The sequence below is a fragment of the Kamptonema animale CS-326 genome, from assembly GCF_028330895.1.
GTDB classification, from domain to species: Bacteria; Cyanobacteriota; Cyanobacteriia; order Cyanobacteriales; family Microcoleaceae; genus Kamptonema; species Kamptonema formosum.
Genome location: NZ_JAQMUA010000270.1, coordinates 23,573 through 41,480, shown reverse-complemented (window position 1 = coordinate 41,480; position 17,908 = coordinate 23,573). Strand labels below are relative to the sequence as shown.

Annotated in this window: 15 protein-coding genes; 2 read left to right on the top strand and 13 right to left on the bottom strand. The window is 45.0% G+C overall.

Features of this window, described 5'->3' with window-relative positions; all coding sequences use genetic code 11:
• Window positions 1-116 precede the first annotated feature (116 nt).
• The 4 genes from PN499_RS15675 to hetZ form a co-directional block, all read right to left on the bottom strand.
• Complete coding sequence (locus PN499_RS15675; protein WP_272032935.1) at window positions 117-1,511, bottom strand: leucine-rich repeat domain-containing protein; 1,395 nt, start codon at window positions 1,509-1,511, stop codon at window positions 117-119.
• Window positions 1,512-1,688: 177 nt separating this feature from the next.
• Window positions 1,689-1,817 (bottom strand): hypothetical protein, encoded by a 129-nt coding sequence (locus PN499_RS15670; RefSeq protein WP_272032933.1) that lies wholly within the window; start codon window positions 1,815-1,817, stop codon window positions 1,689-1,691.
• Window positions 1,818-1,938: 121 nt separating this feature from the next.
• Entirely contained in the window at window positions 1,939-2,982 is a 1,044-nt protein-coding gene (locus tag PN499_RS15665) for a hypothetical protein (protein ID WP_272032931.1), read from the bottom strand.
• Window positions 2,975-4,138, bottom strand: coding sequence for a heterocyst differentiation protein HetZ (hetZ, locus tag PN499_RS15660; protein ID WP_272032929.1), 1,164 nt, complete (start codon window positions 4,136-4,138; stop codon window positions 2,975-2,977). Before hetZ ends, PN499_RS15665 begins: the two co-directional genes overlap by 8 nt.
• 163 nt (window positions 4,139-4,301) lie before the next feature.
• Between hetZ and PN499_RS15655 the strand changes: the two genes are divergently transcribed.
• The gene (locus tag PN499_RS15655; protein WP_272032926.1) at window positions 4,302-4,796 is read left to right on the top strand and encodes a hypothetical protein; all 495 of its coding nucleotides are present in this window, start codon (window positions 4,302-4,304) and stop codon (window positions 4,794-4,796) included.
• Between the two features lie 326 nt (window positions 4,797-5,122).
• Here PN499_RS15655 and PN499_RS15650 read toward each other — a convergent pair whose 3' ends face one another.
• From PN499_RS15650 to PN499_RS15625, 6 genes are all read right to left on the bottom strand, one after another.
• Window positions 5,123-5,641 carry a Ycf51 family protein gene (locus tag PN499_RS15650; RefSeq protein WP_272032924.1) on the bottom strand — a complete coding sequence of 173 codons (519 nt, stop codon included), beginning with the start codon at window positions 5,639-5,641 and terminating at the stop codon, window positions 5,123-5,125.
• A gap of 272 nt (window positions 5,642-5,913) precedes the next feature.
• The gene (locus PN499_RS15645; RefSeq protein ID WP_272032922.1) at window positions 5,914-6,972 is read right to left on the bottom strand and encodes an adenylate/guanylate cyclase domain-containing protein; all 1,059 of its coding nucleotides are present in this window, start codon (window positions 6,970-6,972) and stop codon (window positions 5,914-5,916) included.
• A gap of 422 nt (window positions 6,973-7,394) precedes the next feature.
• Window positions 7,395-7,586 (bottom strand): hypothetical protein, encoded by a 192-nt coding sequence (locus PN499_RS15640; protein WP_007355152.1) that lies wholly within the window; start codon window positions 7,584-7,586, stop codon window positions 7,395-7,397.
• Between the two features lie 428 nt (window positions 7,587-8,014).
• Window positions 8,015-9,643: an NB-ARC domain-containing protein gene (locus PN499_RS15635; protein WP_272032920.1), complete on the bottom strand. Its 1,629-nt coding sequence runs from the start codon at window positions 9,641-9,643 to the stop codon at window positions 8,015-8,017.
• Between the two features lie 295 nt (window positions 9,644-9,938).
• Window positions 9,939-10,619: a CADD family putative folate metabolism protein gene (locus tag PN499_RS15630; protein ID WP_272032940.1), complete on the bottom strand. Its 681-nt coding sequence runs from the start codon at window positions 10,617-10,619 to the stop codon at window positions 9,939-9,941.
• A 286-nt stretch (window positions 10,620-10,905) separates the two neighbouring features.
• Window positions 10,906-13,806 carry a sensor domain-containing protein gene (locus PN499_RS15625; protein ID WP_272032919.1) on the bottom strand — a complete coding sequence of 967 codons (2,901 nt, stop codon included), beginning with the start codon at window positions 13,804-13,806 and terminating at the stop codon, window positions 10,906-10,908.
• A 454-nt stretch (window positions 13,807-14,260) separates the two neighbouring features.
• Here PN499_RS15625 and PN499_RS15620 point away from each other — a divergent pair, with 454 nt between their 5' ends.
• Window positions 14,261-15,265 carry a zinc-dependent alcohol dehydrogenase family protein gene (locus PN499_RS15620; RefSeq protein ID WP_272032938.1) on the top strand — a complete coding sequence of 335 codons (1,005 nt, stop codon included), beginning with the start codon at window positions 14,261-14,263 and terminating at the stop codon, window positions 15,263-15,265.
• Window positions 15,266-15,554: 289 nt separating this feature from the next.
• Here PN499_RS15620 and PN499_RS15615 read toward each other — a convergent pair whose 3' ends face one another.
• From PN499_RS15615 to PN499_RS15605, 3 genes are all read right to left on the bottom strand, one after another.
• Window positions 15,555-15,998, bottom strand: a complete 444-nt coding sequence (locus tag PN499_RS15615) for a type II toxin-antitoxin system VapC family toxin (protein WP_272032917.1) — start codon at window positions 15,996-15,998, stop codon at window positions 15,555-15,557.
• Window positions 15,986-16,225, bottom strand: a complete 240-nt coding sequence (locus PN499_RS15610; RefSeq protein ID WP_272032915.1) for a hypothetical protein — start codon at window positions 16,223-16,225, stop codon at window positions 15,986-15,988. The genes PN499_RS15615 and PN499_RS15610 overlap by 13 nt, the downstream gene beginning before the upstream one ends.
• A gap of 247 nt (window positions 16,226-16,472) precedes the next feature.
• Window positions 16,473-17,768, bottom strand: coding sequence for a dihydrolipoamide acetyltransferase family protein (locus tag PN499_RS15605; RefSeq protein ID WP_272032913.1), 1,296 nt, complete (start codon window positions 17,766-17,768; stop codon window positions 16,473-16,475).
• Window positions 17,769-17,908: the final 140 nt, after the last annotated feature.

Here is a 17,908-nt window from a genome sequence, read left to right as displayed (position 1 = left end):
TCTTGAATCCTTCTCGATCATAACAAGTAAAAACACTTACATTCGGTAAATTTAATAAAATATCTAAGTGAAGATCCATTGCTCGCAACCTAGTAAAATGTAGTATCTGATACATTTTACCACAGGATGCCGAAAGAGCCATGAGTTAAATGCCCAAGTCTGTGAGAAATCTGGATGAATAATTCTGCCTGCTGTTCATCAATTCCTTGGGCAGTACAAAGGCTAATTACCTCTTTATATGGCAAATAAGGCTTGTCTTTGGTTTGCAAAGTTTCCCGTACTCGTTGCCATTTTGCCGGAACGGATCGCCCCATTTCTGGTAAAGCGGCTGCAATTTTAGTAATTGCTTCTCGTAATTCCGCAATTCCCGTGCAGAAATGATTTTCCTGATTGGGTTTACTATCGACATGGAAGAAACCAACAACGGTATCGCTACCAAATAGGTCAATTAGTTCTTGGCGGTCAATATCAGGCTGTCGTTGTCCGGGGCCGCCATGCGTTGCCACTACCAGCACCTTAGCATCTGGTTCCCGGTGTTTGATCAAGGTAATCCATTCTTTGACAAAGCCCTGCTGTGGCCCTTCTCGCGGCTTCCAAACTACCAGATACACCGCAGGCGCACTGAAAAATAACTGATGCGTAGGACGATACACCCGCTGTCCACCAAAATCCCAGCCATTCAGTATGATTTCTGTGCCGTTAGCTGAATTGGTGACAATGACACGCTTAATCTCAATTCCGTGAGTAGTGGGGCGATTTTCTACCCATTCATCCCCTCGTAACGCCCCTAACACACAACTTTTACCCACTGCCCCCTCACCGACCAAAATTAGCTTGGCTTCATTCAGTGTCACCTCTCCTTCTTTTTTTGCCCGTAGATATTGCATCACTGCTTCAATGCCTTGTTCGTAGGCAGCAGCGAGGTCGGGGTTGAGAGGGTTGTTGTTGAGGTTAAGCGATTGCAACTGGGTGAGGGCTGAGATCGCCTCTGGCAGTTCCCTCAATTGGTTGTTGTAGAGGTCAAGCGCTTGCAACTGGGTTAGGGATGCGATCGCCTCTGGCAATTCCCTCAATTCATTCTCGTCGAGGTTAAGCCATTGCAACTGGGTGAGGGCTGAAATCGCCTCTGGCAGTTCCCTCAATTGGTTATTGGAGAGGTCAATATCTTGCAACTGGGTGAGGGAAGCGATCGCCTCTGGTAGTTCCGTCAATTGGTTGCTTTCAAGGAAAAGCCATTGCAACTGAGTGAGGGCTGCGATCGCCTCTGGTACTTCTGTCAATTCGTTGTCGTTGAGGAAAAGCCATTGCAACTGGGTGAGGGCTGTGATCGCTTCTGGCACTTCTGTTAATTCGTTCTTGTCGAGGTTAAGCCATTGCAACTGGGTGAGGGCTGAGATCGCCTCTGGCACCTCAGTCAGTCCCATATTCTCAAGAGCAAGTTCTGTTGCTTCCTCTAGCCGTGCTGCTTCTATGCGTTGTTCGGCTTTCCGATATGCCTCATCCCGTGCCATCGCCAACTCCTGTTTGCGTACTCAGCCCTCTACAAACTCAGTTATAACTTCAATCTCCGCTAAACTTTCCAAACTTATAACAGTTATCTCCGAAGCGCACATCTTAAAACTACTTTGGATGGCCTAACAATTCCCAATTATCAATCAATCTCTCAAACTCAACCTATCAAGAATCATCTAAAAATTGCCGTGTCTAGCTAAAACCAGACCAATGCGACTACCCACCTCGGAGACTGCCAGAAATTCTGGCTCTACGACATGGGCAGCACAAATATTCACAACAAACAACTGTTGTAATCGCATCAAAATCTAATCAGAATAAGACGCAAAGATACTGGGGAGGAGAATTTGGTAATTATCCATTACCAATTACCAATTACCCATTACCAATTACCCATTACTCATCATCAAGCCAATATATCCAGACTTAATTATTAACCCCCAAAGTCGGATAAACAGCAAACTTCAGAGGTTTATGTTCTTGATTTTGAAACCTAACTGTTAACGGGTAAGTCTTATTAGCTTGAAGCTCAAACAATTCCACACTCAAATAGCCAGAATTAGGCCGATGGGCTGCTGCTAATGCTTCCCCTGCTTTGAGTTCCACACTTCCCCCAGCAGGTAATTGGCACTCAACTCTAATAGAAGCTCTACTTTGCCTCTCTACAGATTGATATTCAGCAAGAAGAGTCAACACACCCGCACCCGTCAGCCATTGCCGTTCAATTGGCGGCTGATTTAGCGGACAAGTTAAAGTTAGAGAACCCATAATTTCCCGCGCTGCTAATAGCGACAACACCATCTGTTGTTCTGGCGTAGCCTCTTCATAGCGGGGGAGTCGATCGACATCAGAAAAACAGCGCACAGAACCTAATAAAACTAAGCGCGTCAAATCATTAAGAGTGTCATACTGTTGGGGAAACAGAGCTTTTTCTACAGCCTGTACCATTTTTGCCCCTTCTCGCAATCCCGATAATACGATTTCCTGACAAGGTTCTAGCAATTGAGCAAAAACCTTCTCAGTTAGAGGAATTGGAAATTTCCCCCACTTGAGATTTTGCAATTGAGCACTCCACAAGTGCAAGGGGGGAACCCATTCATCAGCAGCACCGTCTGGATAATCATATTCGTAGTCTTTAGCTTGTGTTTCCCAAGGGAACAGCGGCGGATTGCGTAGGATTTCGGCTTTCAGCCGCTCTTTCAATAATGTTTGAAAACGGTCTTGCACGGTCGGTATTTCTCCCAATTTAAGTGCTTGGCTTTCTGGATAGAGAAAGTCAATCTCTTCATCATCAAGTGGTTCTGGTTCATCCCACTCTAAATATTCCACCCTATTAATATCTTCTAAATCAATCGGCAGGTTGAGGTTTTCCTCTTCCTCTGAAGAACCGCTTGCCTTTGGCTTTTCGAGTAGCCAGTTGAGAAACTGACCCTCGAAAGCGTCTTCATTCTTATTCGTTCTGTTATTCATCAGTAGATGCCCCTTCTCCGGAACCTGAACGATTGCGTATTTCCCAGGCAAGCTCTAGTAACTTAAACCATCGCTTCTGTACCTGGGCCACCGTGCTACCGAGGGTTTGCGCGATCGCAGAATCTGACATACCCTGTTGCTTTAACCTTAGCAAACTCTCTTGCTCTGAGCCAATTTGTAACAGAAAACTATCCCATTGCTGCGGTATTAACCCCAAATTCTTTTCTAAGTCAGATTCTAACCATTGGTGGACTAACTCCCACCTATGGGAGAGGGCAAATCTGAGCAAGTGGTATTTAAACCGTTGCTGTAAATAGTCTCTCTGACGCGGAGTTAAACCTAAGATTGCCTCAATTTCATTAGTGGGCAAATCTTGCAAACGCAGGGCGAAGTAGTCAGCGCAGTCTTTTTGGTTGCGCTCTTCCAAATAGGTCATCAATTCTTCAATTACAGCCTGCCGTAGGGAGTCTGACTCATCAGTTGAGTTGCCACCTACCATCGCCTCCCGCACCCGCGTCACTGTTGCATCGTTCCAGGTAGAATCAGATTCTTGAGCCGCACCGTCAGCGGCCTGCTCCATATCTACGGAGGTTTCGTGGGGTTGCTGTTGGGAAAAGGTTTGCGATCGCAGTACGATCAGTTGTTGGCTCCTACCGCGTGATAAAGGAATCCGTCGCTTGCCAAACCTTTCCGCGAAAGCCATATATTCTGCCAACTCTAACCTAGTTCGAGGGCTATAAGTCGCTGGCAGTTGGGCCTCTCGCCGGAAAGCATTTAAAGCTTCCAGGTAAAATCCCTGCAAAAAGTCTTTAATTAACTCCAGCCGCGCTTGATAGCTCGACTGCACCTGTGGAGGAGTAATGTAGCGGTAGACGATCGCACTTAAGGTACTGTGCAATTCTACCCGCCCAGGGCCAGAACCTAACTGATAATACTGGAGACACTGCTGTAAGCGGTGCTGAGCGAGAGTTATTGCCCAATGCTCCACCTCGCCGGAAGCTTGAATTCGCTTGCTTTCCGTGCAAATTCGAGTAACTTCTGCTGTTAAACGCTCTGCTACTTCCCGGCAATTCTGCTCAGAAGCACGAGTGGACTTTTGGAGTTCGTCCAACAGCAGTTGAAAGATTTTTTCCACGCTCTGGCAGATTTCCCGCATGATTGTTGATAGCTAATATTGACCCTAGCACATCCGTGCTATTTTAGATTTTGGAATTTAGATTAGAGGATAATGGTAGGTATTGCAGATTTTGATACGAACTCGCACTGCTCTGTAAGCCCTCTGTAAGCCCAATTCCCAATCCCAAATCTAAAATTGACTGATGGATTTAGACCAACAAATTCAAACACTGATTAACGAAGCCAGCCCTGATGGTACTACACCTCAGATTGTAGAAGCGATCGCGCCTGCTCTGAAATTGCTAGCTCAAGAGTTGCACCATCTCCAATATTACATTCTGCAAACCCTTGATGGCAGTTGGGCCGTGACTACTTTAAGTAATCGTACCCAACCTACTTTGGAGAAACGGGTAATTTACGCTTTCCCTACTTCCAAGGATGCTTTAGCTTCCTCAACACCCTTAGATCCTCGGATTCGGGCAGTATCTATGCCCGTAACCCATATTTTATTTCAGATGCTAGCTTTAGAGACTATTGACAGCATTGTATTCTTTGAAACTTCGGGTCATCTGGAAGCCGGAAGTGAGGTAACGCGATCGCAAGTACAAAATTTAATTGGTGCATACCTGCAACAATATCACCATCAGCAGTCAGCCCCTAAATCTAAGTTTAGCAATCTTCCTCCTGATATTGCTTGAATTGCTGACAGTTAGCTGTTAACTGTTAACTGTTAACTGTTAACTGTTAACTGGTAAGTTGTGATGTAATCTATTAATTAGTTTTGAGTAAAATTAATGAACAGCGTAGAAGCTCTAGAGATTTACTTCCAAAATCAGCCGGATATCTATATATCTGGAAATTCGTTTATCTATTACGAGCTAAGGGGTACAAGCGCAGAGTGTTGAGATTGCTTCGCTACGCTCGCAATGACAACTATTTCAGGGTATATGAAATGGTCGATCGATCGCTCAGTTAACAGTTAACAGTTAACAGTTAACCGTTAACCATTAACAATTACCCAAATTTAAGCTTGAGAAGCTTTCAAGCGGGCAATGCTATCGGGAAAAATATCGATCGCCATTTTCTCATCTTCTCGCGCACTAAGCGATCGCCTGACTTCACCCAAATATAGCGGTACTGAAACCCCAGATTTTGGATGTAATATGGTGCGAACCCGGATGATCATCTGGTCTTTTCCCCGTCCCCCACGACCGAAAGAATATAAATCCCCCGCCGCTTGTTGCATAGTAGCTTCTAACTCAGATTCTCCTATGTTTGGTGAGACAGCAATCACCGTTTGTGCTCCCCCAGTATCGTAAACTAAAGTGTAGCGAACTGCCCCAGGAATTTCCGCGCGGGTATAGAGTGCTAAACTGAGGGCAAATATACCAAAGGTAAGAACGCCCATAAAGCTTGTAACGCCTACCAAACGAAACCTAAAACCCCATTTGAAAATAAAAGCTAGGACTGTAATAACAGCAATAACTGCTGTAAGGATACCCATCCACTGGGTGTAAGTTAGAAGATCGGAATTTGGTGTCATTTTGTAATTAGGTAATTGGTAATTGGTAATGGCTAATAGCTAATGGCTAATGGCTAATTTAGGACTTACTATGGGGCTCCAGAAACAGGGCTTTTGAGATAATCTGTGGGTCAAAACGAAGTATTTTGGTAAAAAACCCGGTTTCTTTGGTTGGGCGCGTAAGCCTTGTTTAGGTTATGCTACGCTTCACCGAACAACCTACATTTTACATTTTTAATTGTAATTAGTAATTAGTAATTAGCCATTAGCCATTAGCCATTAGCCATTAGCCATTAACTTTTTCTGCCAGTCAGTAGATAAGTTGTCATATCTCCTTTTCCTTTAACCGGGATCGTACCGCGCTCCTCAAATATATACTTATTGCACAATCGTTCATAAGTAGCAACCGTCACTTGAATTGCACCGGGGAGACCGTGAGATTCCATACGGTTTGCAGTATTTACAGTATCACCCCAGAGATCGTATGTGAACTTTTTAGTACCAATAACTCCTGCTTCCACTGGCCCGGTGTTAATGCCGATGCGGATACTAAGGGGTTGACCGGCTTGAGCGGGCATTTGGGCAATTTTTGCCTGCATATCCAGGGCCATTTCTGCGATCGCCTCGGCATGATCCGCTTGAGGCGTTGGTAAACCCCCTACTACCATATAAGCGTCACCAATAGTCTTAATTTTTTCTAACCCGTAGAACTCGGCCAACTGGTCAAAAGCTGAAAAAATCTCATTGAGCAACTCTACTAATTCCGCAGGCGACAGATGAGCCGAAAGCTTTGTAAAACCGACCAAATCAGCAAACATCACAGTTACGTCAGCGAAACTGTCAGCAATCGTGCTTTCTCCGCGTTTCAAGCGCTCGGCGATCGCGTAAGGCAAAATATTCAGTAGCAACCGCTCGGATTTTCCCTGTTCGTCAGCCAACTTTTGCAAATAAGCCTGTTCCTGATCTCGGAGTCGCTTCTTCTCCAAACAAGCACTGATCCGAGCTTTCAGCAACACGGGATTAAACGGCTTAGAAAGATAATCCTCCGCCCCCAACTCAATGCAGCGCACGATGCTGTCGATATCGTCTACGGCCGAAATCATAATTACGGGGATGTAGCGCAACTTATCATCCGCCTTCAAATGTTCGAGCACTTGATAGCCGTTCATTTGGGGCATCATAATATCGAGAAGCACCAAATCAAAAGGATGCGATCGCATCATCTCCAGAGCGAGGATGCCATCTTCCGCTACTTGGACTTTATGACCCTGCCGCTGGAGGCGGCGAGCAAGTAAGTCGCGGTTAACTTCATTGTCATCAACAACCAGCACATTACCCTCTTCAGGTTTCATCTCTCTTCCTCCCTGGAGAGTTCCGCTTTGTAATCAGCTTAGCGGTGAGAGGAAATCGAGGGCAGGGCTGATGCAGCATAGCTATAATCATCCTTTTTTTGAAAAGCCTTATAGTATTTATACGATAAAAGAACTTTTTATAGGTCGCCTCAACTGTGGATGCTTTCTCATACCAAGCCTCTTACCGTTATAATCTATCATGACTTACCTAGTGTCGTCCCGCGCGGACTCAGACTGGCTGTCTCTCAACTCTTGTCAGTTAGTTCTCCTCTAAGTCTCGTGTGTTTAGGCGATCGCATTTAATTGGGTGCAAAAATTTCTCTTAATAAGGTTCGCTTCGCTTAATCCCTGTGGGCTGAGTTTGGAAAAGTTGTTAACTATTGATTCTATGCAAGCATCCGCTCGATTTTTGAACCCAGAGCCTAAAATCCTAATCTTACCCAACCCCGGCGGATAGCGTGCAGCAATCTGTTCACTAACTGCTGAGCTTCTTCATCAAAAGAGGAGCTGACGATCGCTTCCTTTAACATCCGGCGATCGCTCTGGGTCAAAACGCCTTTGCAGCTAGCGCTGGCAAGGATAGCATTTAAAGTATAGGTCACATTGGTAGACATGGAAGTATTTTAAATTCGACCCTTCAATCATCATTGGAAATACTGAGACTTGATGTGAGGGCTGTCGTCTAGGCGCGTGATTATTTTAAGGTGAGAGTGTGATCTGTAGTTGCAACTGAGGGCGATCGCTACACCAACTCTTAAGTAGAAGGTAGAAGGTAGAAAAATTTAGTTATCTAGCAGAGAAGTAAGAATGTTTATACAGTCAGCTTTTTAGCCATCCTTATCTTATGGTTAATTAGGTGGATTTACTTATCTGTCTCAATCCGTATTCAATCCCAATGCGGCTATCGGACTTACGCTCATGGCCCTAGAAACCTGGTTTTTGAGAGCATCTGTGGGGTCAGGTGAAGTATTTTCCTCAAAAAACCCGGTTTCTGTAGTTTAATGCGTAAGTCCTGGGTTACGATAATCGCAGCCTCCTCTTACTAAGAACTTGTCATTTCTGCAAGAATATTCCGCATATTTTCGCTAGCATATCCAACTTCTAGCTGAGATTTATCTTGCAAATCTGATGCAAGTTTTTCCAGAATATTTAGCGCTTCAGAAGAGCCTGTAGTTTGCATAAATAGAGCTTGCAAGTGATTTTTAACCATGCTGAGAATAGAACGAGTCGGATAACTTTTTCCACCTTTACCTTTGACTATTGCTTTACCGAAACAATGAGTTTTTAACAACCGCATTTTTTCGGTTCCCTGAATCTTAACCGCTTCCAATATCTCCTTTCGTAATTGCTCGACTAAATCCTCAGTTACATACTTCATAATCAAAGGCTGAAGCGTAAAAAGTATTTCTCCTCCTTCATTTGTTTTTTCTATTAGCGACCTCCGACCTAAAGATTCGAGATTTTTCAGCAAATCAGAAAGAGATGACTTAACTAAAATATCATCTCGCAATTTCGTTAGCGAAACTGGATTTTGAGTAATAGCAAGCCAGTAAATAATCTCGGCTTCAGAAGGAGACAGCCGCTCGAATTGCTGAGTTAGCAAATTGGTAAGATGATCTTCAATAAATAGCCCTGTAGCCTCCAAAAATTTGGAAATATTACCTTCAAAGAAATCTTGAATCGTTGCTGCCACAATTTTAAAAGCTAAGAGATTACCTCCGTAGCGACTGATTAAAACTTTCCACTCTTTGTCTTTAGCAGATAAGCCTTTTTCAGTGAAGATTTCGCGTGCAATTTCCTCGGAAACTGAAGGTTTTAGCGACCTGACTTTTTCTCCAGAAATTAAAGCAAGTTCTGTGGGTTCTTCGGAACTGAGTAGCATTAAACAGCTATTGTGGTTAACTTCTCCTAGACGCGCAATCAGTTCTCGATAACCTTCTAGTCCGGGCCGATAGCGCCCAGCTAATTCTCCAGGGCTGAGAACCATCTCGAAATCATCTAAAATCAGCAGACAGCGATGCTTGCGGAAATATTCAACTAACCGGGAAATTCTGGCGTTTACATCTAGTGGCAAATCTGTTTTTTGCTGGGGAGAGAAAATGGAAATTAAGCTAGCTAAAAGGTCTTGCACAGATGGACAGGCTCGTAGCGATCGCCAAATGATAAAATCAAACTCATCTTGTACAAGTTTAGCCGCCTTCACTGCCAGAGTTGTTTTGCCAGTGCCTCCCAAACCCAGCAGTGCCACCAAGCGACAGCCATCTGATAAAATCCATTGCTTTAAGGCTGCTAATTCCTCAGTGCGGCCGTAGAACACCGAAACGTCGGGGGCCTCACCCCAATCTTGATGATGGTGAGCGATCGCTACCGCCGAGGCCATTACTCTACCCGCCGGAATGAAATCCCCCGAACCCTGACCAGCTTGGTATAAAAATAGTAGTTGATGCCTTAATTCTGCCAACTTCCCAGGGCCATTCCCCCCGATTTTAAATTTTTTGTAGACCTCGCCGAGTCTTTTGCGGACGGCGATATCACTGATACCCAATTTAGTTGCGATCGCGGCTGTAGGCTGACCGTCCAAGGCCATAAACACCGTCTCCAGCTCAGCATCAGTCACGCTGCGTTCTTTTGTTATTGCTTGCACAAAGTCTTGAGGAATCTGAGTAGTCAAGGTAGGAATCTCGCTTTTGCTAATCTTCTAATTTTTATTATATTCTGTGAGTATTAGCTAGCAAACCCTTGATTTGACTAATGTTCAGCTTGCTTTTCGGTTTTATTTATCTATATCTCACTTATTCATTGTGAGTAACAAACAACACAAGCTGTACTTAGTTAATTGTTAACTGTTAACTGTTAACTGTTATATAGCAACCGCCAAAATGATGAGGATAAATATCCGTAACGCTGCCCTCTGGGCGGTTACTCACCGCCAGAGGGCGGCGTTACGTACAACCACTAACCATTAACTACTTATCCTGACAGTAGGTTTCGTAAACCCCGTCAAGAAGTAAATTAAGAGCACAAGCCGCATTTGATGCTGCTGACAACGCTTTTTCTTTTTGTTCCTCTGTCTGGCAAAGTTCTAAAAGTGCTTCCCGCGTCGCCTGAGAGTGAAACTCATCAGCCTGTTCGTGGACTGTAAAAAACGAAAGCGCATTTTCAGAATCAATGCCATAAAATTGCTTGAGACCTGCTATTTTTGTCGTAGCAACTTCAGGCACTTGGGATTCATAAGCATAGAGTGCAGCCAAACCAACAGCAGGTTCTTCACTGCGGGCTAAGTCTTTGAGAATGCGGACAGATTCACGAGTTTTTTCAAGGTATTGGCGTTCTAAAACTGCTTCCCTCTCTACACCTAAACCTTCAGCAAATCGCAACCACAATTCAGGGTGATGTGTAGAACCTCGTTCCTCTTCAATCAGATTTTCTAGCAGCATTTGGCGAATTTTGATATCATCGCAGGCTGCGTGAGTTGCACTGACATAGGTGGGGAAATTATGGACTTGCAGGTAATATTCCTGTGCATACTCTTGCAACATTGCTAAGGATAGTTTACCTTCATTCCACATTTGGTAAAATGGATGTTTAAGCAAGTTGTGCGTCTCAATCGTACCGTTGAGTTGTTCGAGAAATTGTTGTTCTGTCATCGTCATGGTATTGTTTGACAATTGTGGGTTAAAAAGCATCTTATACTAAATTTGGCTGTTGTCAATAACCGGTTACGTATCTAATTTTCATATTGCATTAATCTGCTGATTACTCCCTATTCCCTTACCGACAAGGGAATTTGAGGGTGAGGTCAGGCGTATTGTCCGAGAGGAATACAGCCTTAATTCCGCCCGAAAATTCTCTAAGTCCCGCTACTACTGCATCATCTACAATTGGTTCTAGGACAGAGCGCTATTCTTTTTTCTCCTTTCTTCTTCTTTCTTCTTACCATTGAGGTTGAGCTGCTACTAGCACCGTCGCCGCATTACAGTCTACTGGTTTTGAGAAGAAATATCCTTGACCGTATTCACATTGTAATGCTCTAAGCTGAGCTAATTGTTCTGCTGTTTCGACTCCTTCAGCAATTACATCCATACCTAAATGACCGGCTAAAATCAATATTGTCTGTACGATCGCTTCGTTCCCTTCATCGTCGGCCATCCTACTGACAAAAGCTCGGTCAATTTTTAAAGCATCAGTTGGGAAACTGTGCAGACGAGAAAGCGACGAATAGCCAGTACCAAAATCATCGATATATAACTGAATTTCCAAAGCTCTCAATTGCAGTAGCAAAGCTGCTGCTGATTCGGCATTGTCCATAATCACGCTTTCAGTAATTTCTAGCTTTAAACTGCGGGGATCGAGTTCAGTTTCTAGTAAAATTTTTCTAATTTGGTCGATCAAATCTGGCTGTGTAAATTGTTGATTAGAAAGATTAACGCTGATAGTTAAAGGTGGATCTGCGGGAAAGTCTTGTTGCCATTGGTACATTTGGCGGCAAGCTGAGCGGAGCATCCACCAACCAATGGGTACAATTAGGCGAGTTTCTTCTGCTACGCGGATAAACTCTGCTGGTGTTACTAAACCACGCTGGGGATGCTGCCAGCGTAATAGTACCTCAAAACCGCTAATCTTACCGTTTACGAGAGAGACTATAGGCTGATAATACAACTGAAATTCCTGACGCTCGACAGCGCGGCGCAGGTCATTTTCTAGTTCCAACAGGGCGACTGCACGAGTGTGCATACTCATGTCGAATACTTCATGGCGAGCTTTACCCTGTGCTTTGGCATGATACATGGCAGCATCTGCATCTCTGAGCAAGTCTTCGGGGCGATCGTATAAAATTGGACATTGAACATGGGGTAAGGTGGTAGCTTCGCCATCTCTGAGTGGGGCTAAACCGGAACAGACAATGCCAATGCTGGCGCTGCTAAATATCTTGTGGGCGTTTAAGTTGAAAGGTGCTGCTAGTTCGTTTTGGACTCGCTCGGCAATGATGGTGGCATCGCTAGCATCTTTGATATTCTCTAATAAAATTGCAAATTCATCTCCGCCAAGACGGGCAACAGTATCTCCTGTACGCAGGCAGATTTTCAATCGCTGGGCGATCGCGATTAGTAGTTGGTCGCCGACTAAATGCCCTAAACTGTCGTTGACGACTTTAAAGCGATCCAGGTCGATAAACAGTACGGCAAATAAAATCTCTGGCCGTCGCTTACCCAGTTCGATCGCGTGTCCCAGCCGATCCATAAATAAAGCTCGGTTAGGCAGACCTGTGAGAGTATCGTGGAGAGCATCATGGAGTAATTTCTCCTCAGCCAGTTTGCGAACGGTGATATCTTCGACAGTACCTTCGTAGTAAAGCAATTCGCCGTTGTTGTTGCGAACAGTCCGCGCATTCTCCGAAATCCAAATCGTGCTACCATCGGCGCAGTAAACCTCGGACTCAAATTCAGATATAGAACACTTGGTTTCAACTTCGCGCACGAATTCAGCTCTACGTCTGGGGTTAACGTAAACTTGGGTTTTGATGTCTTGTATTTGTTCGATTAATTCTTCTGGGGAGTTGTAGCCATAGATTTTGGCTAAGGCGGGGTTGGCGCTGAGGTAGCGTCCCTCTGGGGTACTTTGAAAAATTCCTTCGATCGCATTCTCAAAGATGCTGCGATATTTCTCTTCAGCTCGTTTTAAGCTTTCTTCTGCTTGTTTGCGATCGGTAATATCGGTGAGAGTACCCAAATAGCCAGTAACTTCGCCGTTTTTTTCTATTTCTGGTACCGCTTGACAATATACCCATGTCACCTGAGAGCCTTGTTGGAAGCGGTATTCCAGCTTGAAAGGCATTTTTTCTGTAATCGCTCGATACCAGGCAGTTAAAACGCGATCGCGATCGTCGGGGTGTAGCGATCGCGCCCAGCCGGATTTGAGCGCCTCTGCGGGAGTTAACCCCGCCATCTCGCAAAATCTGGGGTTGACATACAAGCACTCGCCAGCGGTTTCGGTGCGAAAAATCCCCACTGGTAGCATTTTTGCTAAGGTGTAATACCGATATTCGCTCTCTTGTAATGCTCTTTCGGTGACTTTGCTCTCGGTGATGTCTAACATCAAACCTTGAAGGAAAATCGACTGATTTTCCTCGTCGCGGACTGCGACTGCGCGATCGCAAAACCACAGTACGCGACCGCTTTTGGCGATCGCGCGATATTCTACAGTAAACGATTGGTCGTTGATGCTTTCTTTGTCTACCGAGGCGGCGCGGCGGGTTGCGTCTTCTACTAGGAGGCGATCGCGGTCATCGGGATGGAGAATTTTAGATAGTAGATTCGGGCAAGCCTTCCATTCCTCCAGAGAATAGCCCAATAGTTTGACAATTTGTGAGCTGATGTAGAGCCGATGACTAGGACGCTCCAGAGGAGCGATATAGGTGACAGCGGCAATTTGCTCGCTCAAAGCGCGGTATTTTGCCTCGCTGGTGCGGAGTGCGGCTTCTAGGCGCTGTTGCTCCTCAATGGTGAGACTTGCCGCCGCTATTTCCTGCGCTAACAATGACTGCGCCCCAGTCTTCACAAGGTCGCTTCCTGTAGCGCTGCTTTCCTCTTGACTGTTACACTGCCAAGCCGCTAAAGTTTTTGAGGGTGGAAGTTGTCGAGGAAGTAGAAGACGATCGCTTGTCCAGAAATTGCCGATAGCAAAAGAGCGATCGCTAATAGTTCCGACTGTAACAGTGGTAGATTTTAGCAGTCCTTTGTTTGTGTAGGCTATTAACGCGATCGCGAAAGTCACCAACAACCCCAGAAGGTATGCAGGAATCCCATTGGATAGAAATGGGTCGAGCTCGAACATGGATCAGCACCTTGATGACAGCAGTTACCTAAAACCAATCTATTTAAAAATAACTAAGTTATGAGTAAGAAGCAGTGACTAATGCAAAGTTCCTCTTTTTAATCCCGTCCTACTGACTCAGTTAGGACTTAAGCGTTACTTACGTAATGCCGTTTTCCCTTAGAGTGGCATAACTGCCTAGAAGGCGGCGTTACGGATAGTTTGGCGTAAGCAATAAATGGTGCAACCACCTTAGCAATTAAGCTTCTGTCTGGCAGTGGCCCAACTTACGAGTTTGATGTGCATTTGCTCACACTACAGTCGAGGGAGCCTGGAAATCCAGCGGCTAGTCCCAGCAGCAGGGGGACGGGCAAAAGCATTGAATCTGATTGTCGCACTGCGCCGATTTGAGGTACGATCGGCAAATCGATCGAATCGAACAGCAGATCCCAAGTCAGAATTGCCAAAATATTTTATGAAAGCGATCGCTTTTGATACACCCGGAAGCCCGGAAGTCCTGCAAATGGTGGACATTCCCGCCCCAACTATTCAGAAAGATACAGAACTATTGGTGCGGCTGCGGGCAGCGGGTGTCAATCCTATTGATACTAAATTACGACAGCGAGGCACTTTAAAACAAGACAAGACTCCTCACATTTTGGGGTGTGACGGTGCTGGTGTTGTCGAAGCTGTAGGTGCTGGGGTTCAACTTTTCCAAGTTGGAGATGAGGTTTATTTCTGTAATGGCGGTTTGGGCGGCCCAACTGGAACTTACACGGAATTGGTGGTTATAGACGAGAAGTTTGTTGCCAGAAAACCATCTTCAATTAGCTTTGCTGAAGCGGCCGCTGCCCCTTTAGTTTTAATCACAGCTTGGGAATCACTTTACGATCGCGGACGCTTACAAACTGGTCAAAAGGCATTAATTTATGCCGGTGCTGGCGGGGTTGGTCATGTCGCTATCCAGTTAGCAAAATTGCAAGGTGCGGATGTTTGCACGACGGTTAGTTCGGAAGAAAAAGCTAATTTTGTTACCGAATTGGGTGCCGACTTACCGATTATTTACAAAAATAAAGATGTGGTCGATGAAGTTTTAGGTTGGACTCAAGGGCAAGGAGTAGACTTAGCTTTTGATACGGTAGGTGACGAAACTTTTTATCAATCATTTCCCTGCGTTCGGATTTACGGAGATGTGGTGACAATTTTGGAGCCCAATCCAGCTTTAGGAAATTTGAAGATAGCTAGGTTGCGAAATCTGCGAATTAGTTTGGAATTGATGCTAACACCAATGTTAGAAGGATTAGTAGAGGAACAAATACAGCAAGCTAAGATTTTAGAGCAGTGTTCTCGCTGGATAGATAACAGTTTACTGAAAATTCATGTAGGTCAAACTTTCCCTCTGGAAGAAGCTGTAGCGGCTCATAAGTTGCTCGAATCGGGCTCGATGACTGGTAAGATTGTTTTGGGAATTGATAGTTGATAGTTGATAGTTGGTAATTGGTAATTGGTAATTGGTAAATGGTAATTGGTAATTGGTAATTGGTAGTTGCTGCTAATACTAAATCTGGCTTAAATACTCCCTTTATCTGTTAGTCCGCGCAGGCGGACTTAGTCTGTGTAGTTGCGGTTTCAACCGCCGAATTATATAAGGGATAGTAATACGATTTCTCTAAAAGTATGCTACAGTCCACATCGTTGAGTTTACTACATAGAATCAACCTACTGTTGCTACTGTTGCATTAATTTGGAGAAATGTTATAAGGGATAGCTCAAGATGCCAAAACTTCACTAAGGATAACAGTAGGTAAATTTGGAACGTTGCGAAACCCTTTATCATTAGTAAGAAATACACTACAGTTTATACTCAAAGCTGTAGCTGCATGAAGCGCATCAGGTGTTTTCAAATTGCTACTTGCCCGCATTTGAGCCGCATTTCTGAGTACAGATTGGCTGATGGGAATTAGCCTCATTCTAGTAGAAAAAAGCAGTTGTTCGTAAGCATTGACTAAAAAATTCTCAGCTCTTTTGAAAGGAGCGACTAAAACTTCCATTAATATTAATTCACTGCTGACTATTTCAATTTCCCCCGCTTGAAATTTCAACCAGAGAGGTTGCAGCAAAGAAATGTAATCTAAATTTCCCTCCAAGCTATAAATTAAAACTGATGTGTCTACATAGATAGTAGAAAAGGATGGCAGTATTAGCTGTCCCATGAATTTTTTTCCTCTTGTAGTTCTCTATCTATCTCCTCAGCAGTTCTGGGCGCACGCTGACTGTGTACTTTTTCCAGCAATTCTGTAACCGAAACTTGTTTAGGTTCAGTTTTTTGTGGCAAAATAATGAATACATCTACACTATCGCCAACTGCCCCATCTGGAATATCAATCTCAAGCTTATTCCCTGGTAAAACTTTAGATTTTATGTGTAAAGCTGATTGCATGACGTAATCCCTCACAATTTTTAATTTTAATTAATTATACCTAATAATTACGCATCTTTGTAGGTAAAGAAGGGGCTAGGGGCTAGGGGCTAGGGGCTAGGGAAAGAGAGGGGGAGATGGAGGAGATGGAGGAGATGGGGAAGATAGGGAAGATGGGTAATTAGCTATTAGCTATTAGCTATTAGCTATTAGCCATTACCAATTACCAATTCCCCATTACCAATTCCCCATTACCAATTCCCACTTTTTACAGCGTCAAAGATTGAGGATTTGTCTCAATTAACTTAGCCAAATCCTGCAAAAATGCGGCAGCATCAGCACCGTAAATAATCCGATGATCGCAAGTAATATTTACCTGCATTTGCCGTTTCACCCCGATTAATCCCTCTTCATTTGCAACCACTTGCGGCCGCGAAGAGCCGATCGCTAAAATCGAACCCTGGCCGGGTGGTAAAATCGCATCAAACTTATCTACCCCAAACATTCCTAAATTCGATAGGGTAAAACTGCCCGTGCTATATTCCGCAGGTTGCAATTGCTTACTTCTAGCGCGATCGACTAAATCTTTCCAACTGCGAGAAAGCGAATAAATATCCATTTGATCCGCCTTTTGAAGGACGGGAGTAATCAATCCGCCGCCATCCATTGCTACTGCGACAGCAATATTAATCTCAGCGCGGTATTGAATCCCCGATTCCACATAGCAAGCGTTGAGTAAAGGATGTTTTTGCAGCGTTACGGCTACGGCTTTCGCTAACAGCCCCGTCATCGTTACGCCCTTTGACTTCACCTGTTTGTAGAGTTTATCTAGATTGTCAGTAGTAATTGTATAACCGACATGGAAAACAGGCACGGAGAGGCTGGCGGTCATATTCCGCACTACAGCGTTTTGCAGGGCGTTCATGGGCATTACTTGACCCAAAGGCGCGATCGCACCCACAGGAGGGGCCGCTGCTGCTGCTGGTTTCGCTGGTACTGGCGCTGCGGCGGGTGCAGCGATCGCTACTGGTTGCTGAACAGCAGGCGCTTTCGCCTTACCAGCGGCCGCTTCCACATCCTCTGCCACAATCCGACCGTGAGGCCCGCTACCTTGCAGGGAACTTAAATCAACTTTAAGTTCCTTGGCTAACTTGCGAGCGCGGGGGGAGGCGACGCTGCGCCCATTGCGGCGGTTTGGGCTCTCTTGCAGCGCGGCGGGTGCGGAAGCAACAGCAGCCGCAGGAGTGGCGGGACTTTGGGCGGGGGCGGGGGCGGCTTTCGCGGGTGCAGAAGTAGCTTGCTGCTGAGCTTTTTCGATTTCCGCTTCGGTTTCTGCGACTAAAGCGATCGCCGCCCCAACAGGTGCAACATCCCCAGCAGCCACAATAATCGTCGCCAAAAAGCCTTCGTAGAAAGACTCCACATCCATGTCGGCTTTGTCAGACTCAACCACAACCACCGTTTCACCTTTTTCTACCTTGTCTCCCGGCGATTTAACCCAAGAAACAATTTTGCCCTCGGTCATAGTAGAGCTTAGGGCGGGCATGAACACTTCGCGAATCATTTCTCAAACATCCTTTCTCAACGGCTAAATCGGTAATAGGTAATGGGGTGAGGGCGAGGCAAGTGAAAAGGGAGAATTGGTAACAGCCAGCCGATTTTCAATTTTCGATGCACAAATGACTGACGGTAAATTTCCAATTC

Coding starts and splice junctions, on each gene's coding strand:
- PN499_RS15630 (WP_272032940.1), bottom strand. CDS start 10,619: ATGACAGAACAACAATTTCTCGAACAACTCAACGGTACGATTGAGACG.
- PN499_RS15675 (WP_272032935.1), bottom strand. CDS start 1,511: ATGGCACGGGATGAGGCATATCGGAAAGCCGAACAACGCATAGAAGCA.
- PN499_RS15640 (WP_007355152.1), bottom strand. CDS start 7,586: ATGTCTACCAATGTGACCTATACTTTAAATGCTATCCTTGCCAGCGCT.
- PN499_RS15605 (WP_272032913.1), bottom strand. CDS start 17,768: ATGATTCGCGAAGTGTTCATGCCCGCCCTAAGCTCTACTATGACCGAG.
- PN499_RS15610 (WP_272032915.1), bottom strand. CDS start 16,225: ATGCAATCAGCTTTACACATAAAATCTAAAGTTTTACCAGGGAATAAG.
- PN499_RS15615 (WP_272032917.1), bottom strand. CDS start 15,998: ATGGGACAGCTAATACTGCCATCCTTTTCTACTATCTATGTAGACACA.
- PN499_RS15625 (WP_272032919.1), bottom strand. CDS start 13,806: ATGTTCGAGCTCGACCCATTTCTATCCAATGGGATTCCTGCATACCTT.
- hetZ (WP_272032929.1), bottom strand. CDS start 4,138: ATGCGGGAAATCTGCCAGAGCGTGGAAAAAATCTTTCAACTGCTGTTG.
- PN499_RS15645 (WP_272032922.1), bottom strand. CDS start 6,972: ATGAAACCTGAAGAGGGTAATGTGCTGGTTGTTGATGACAATGAAGTT.
- PN499_RS15650 (WP_272032924.1), bottom strand. CDS start 5,641: ATGACACCAAATTCCGATCTTCTAACTTACACCCAGTGGATGGGTATC.
- PN499_RS15620 (WP_272032938.1), top strand. CDS start 14,261: ATGAAAGCGATCGCTTTTGATACACCCGGAAGCCCGGAAGTCCTGCAA.
- PN499_RS15655 (WP_272032926.1), top strand. CDS start 4,302: ATGGATTTAGACCAACAAATTCAAACACTGATTAACGAAGCCAGCCCT.
- PN499_RS15665 (WP_272032931.1), bottom strand. CDS start 2,982: ATGAATAACAGAACGAATAAGAATGAAGACGCTTTCGAGGGTCAGTTT.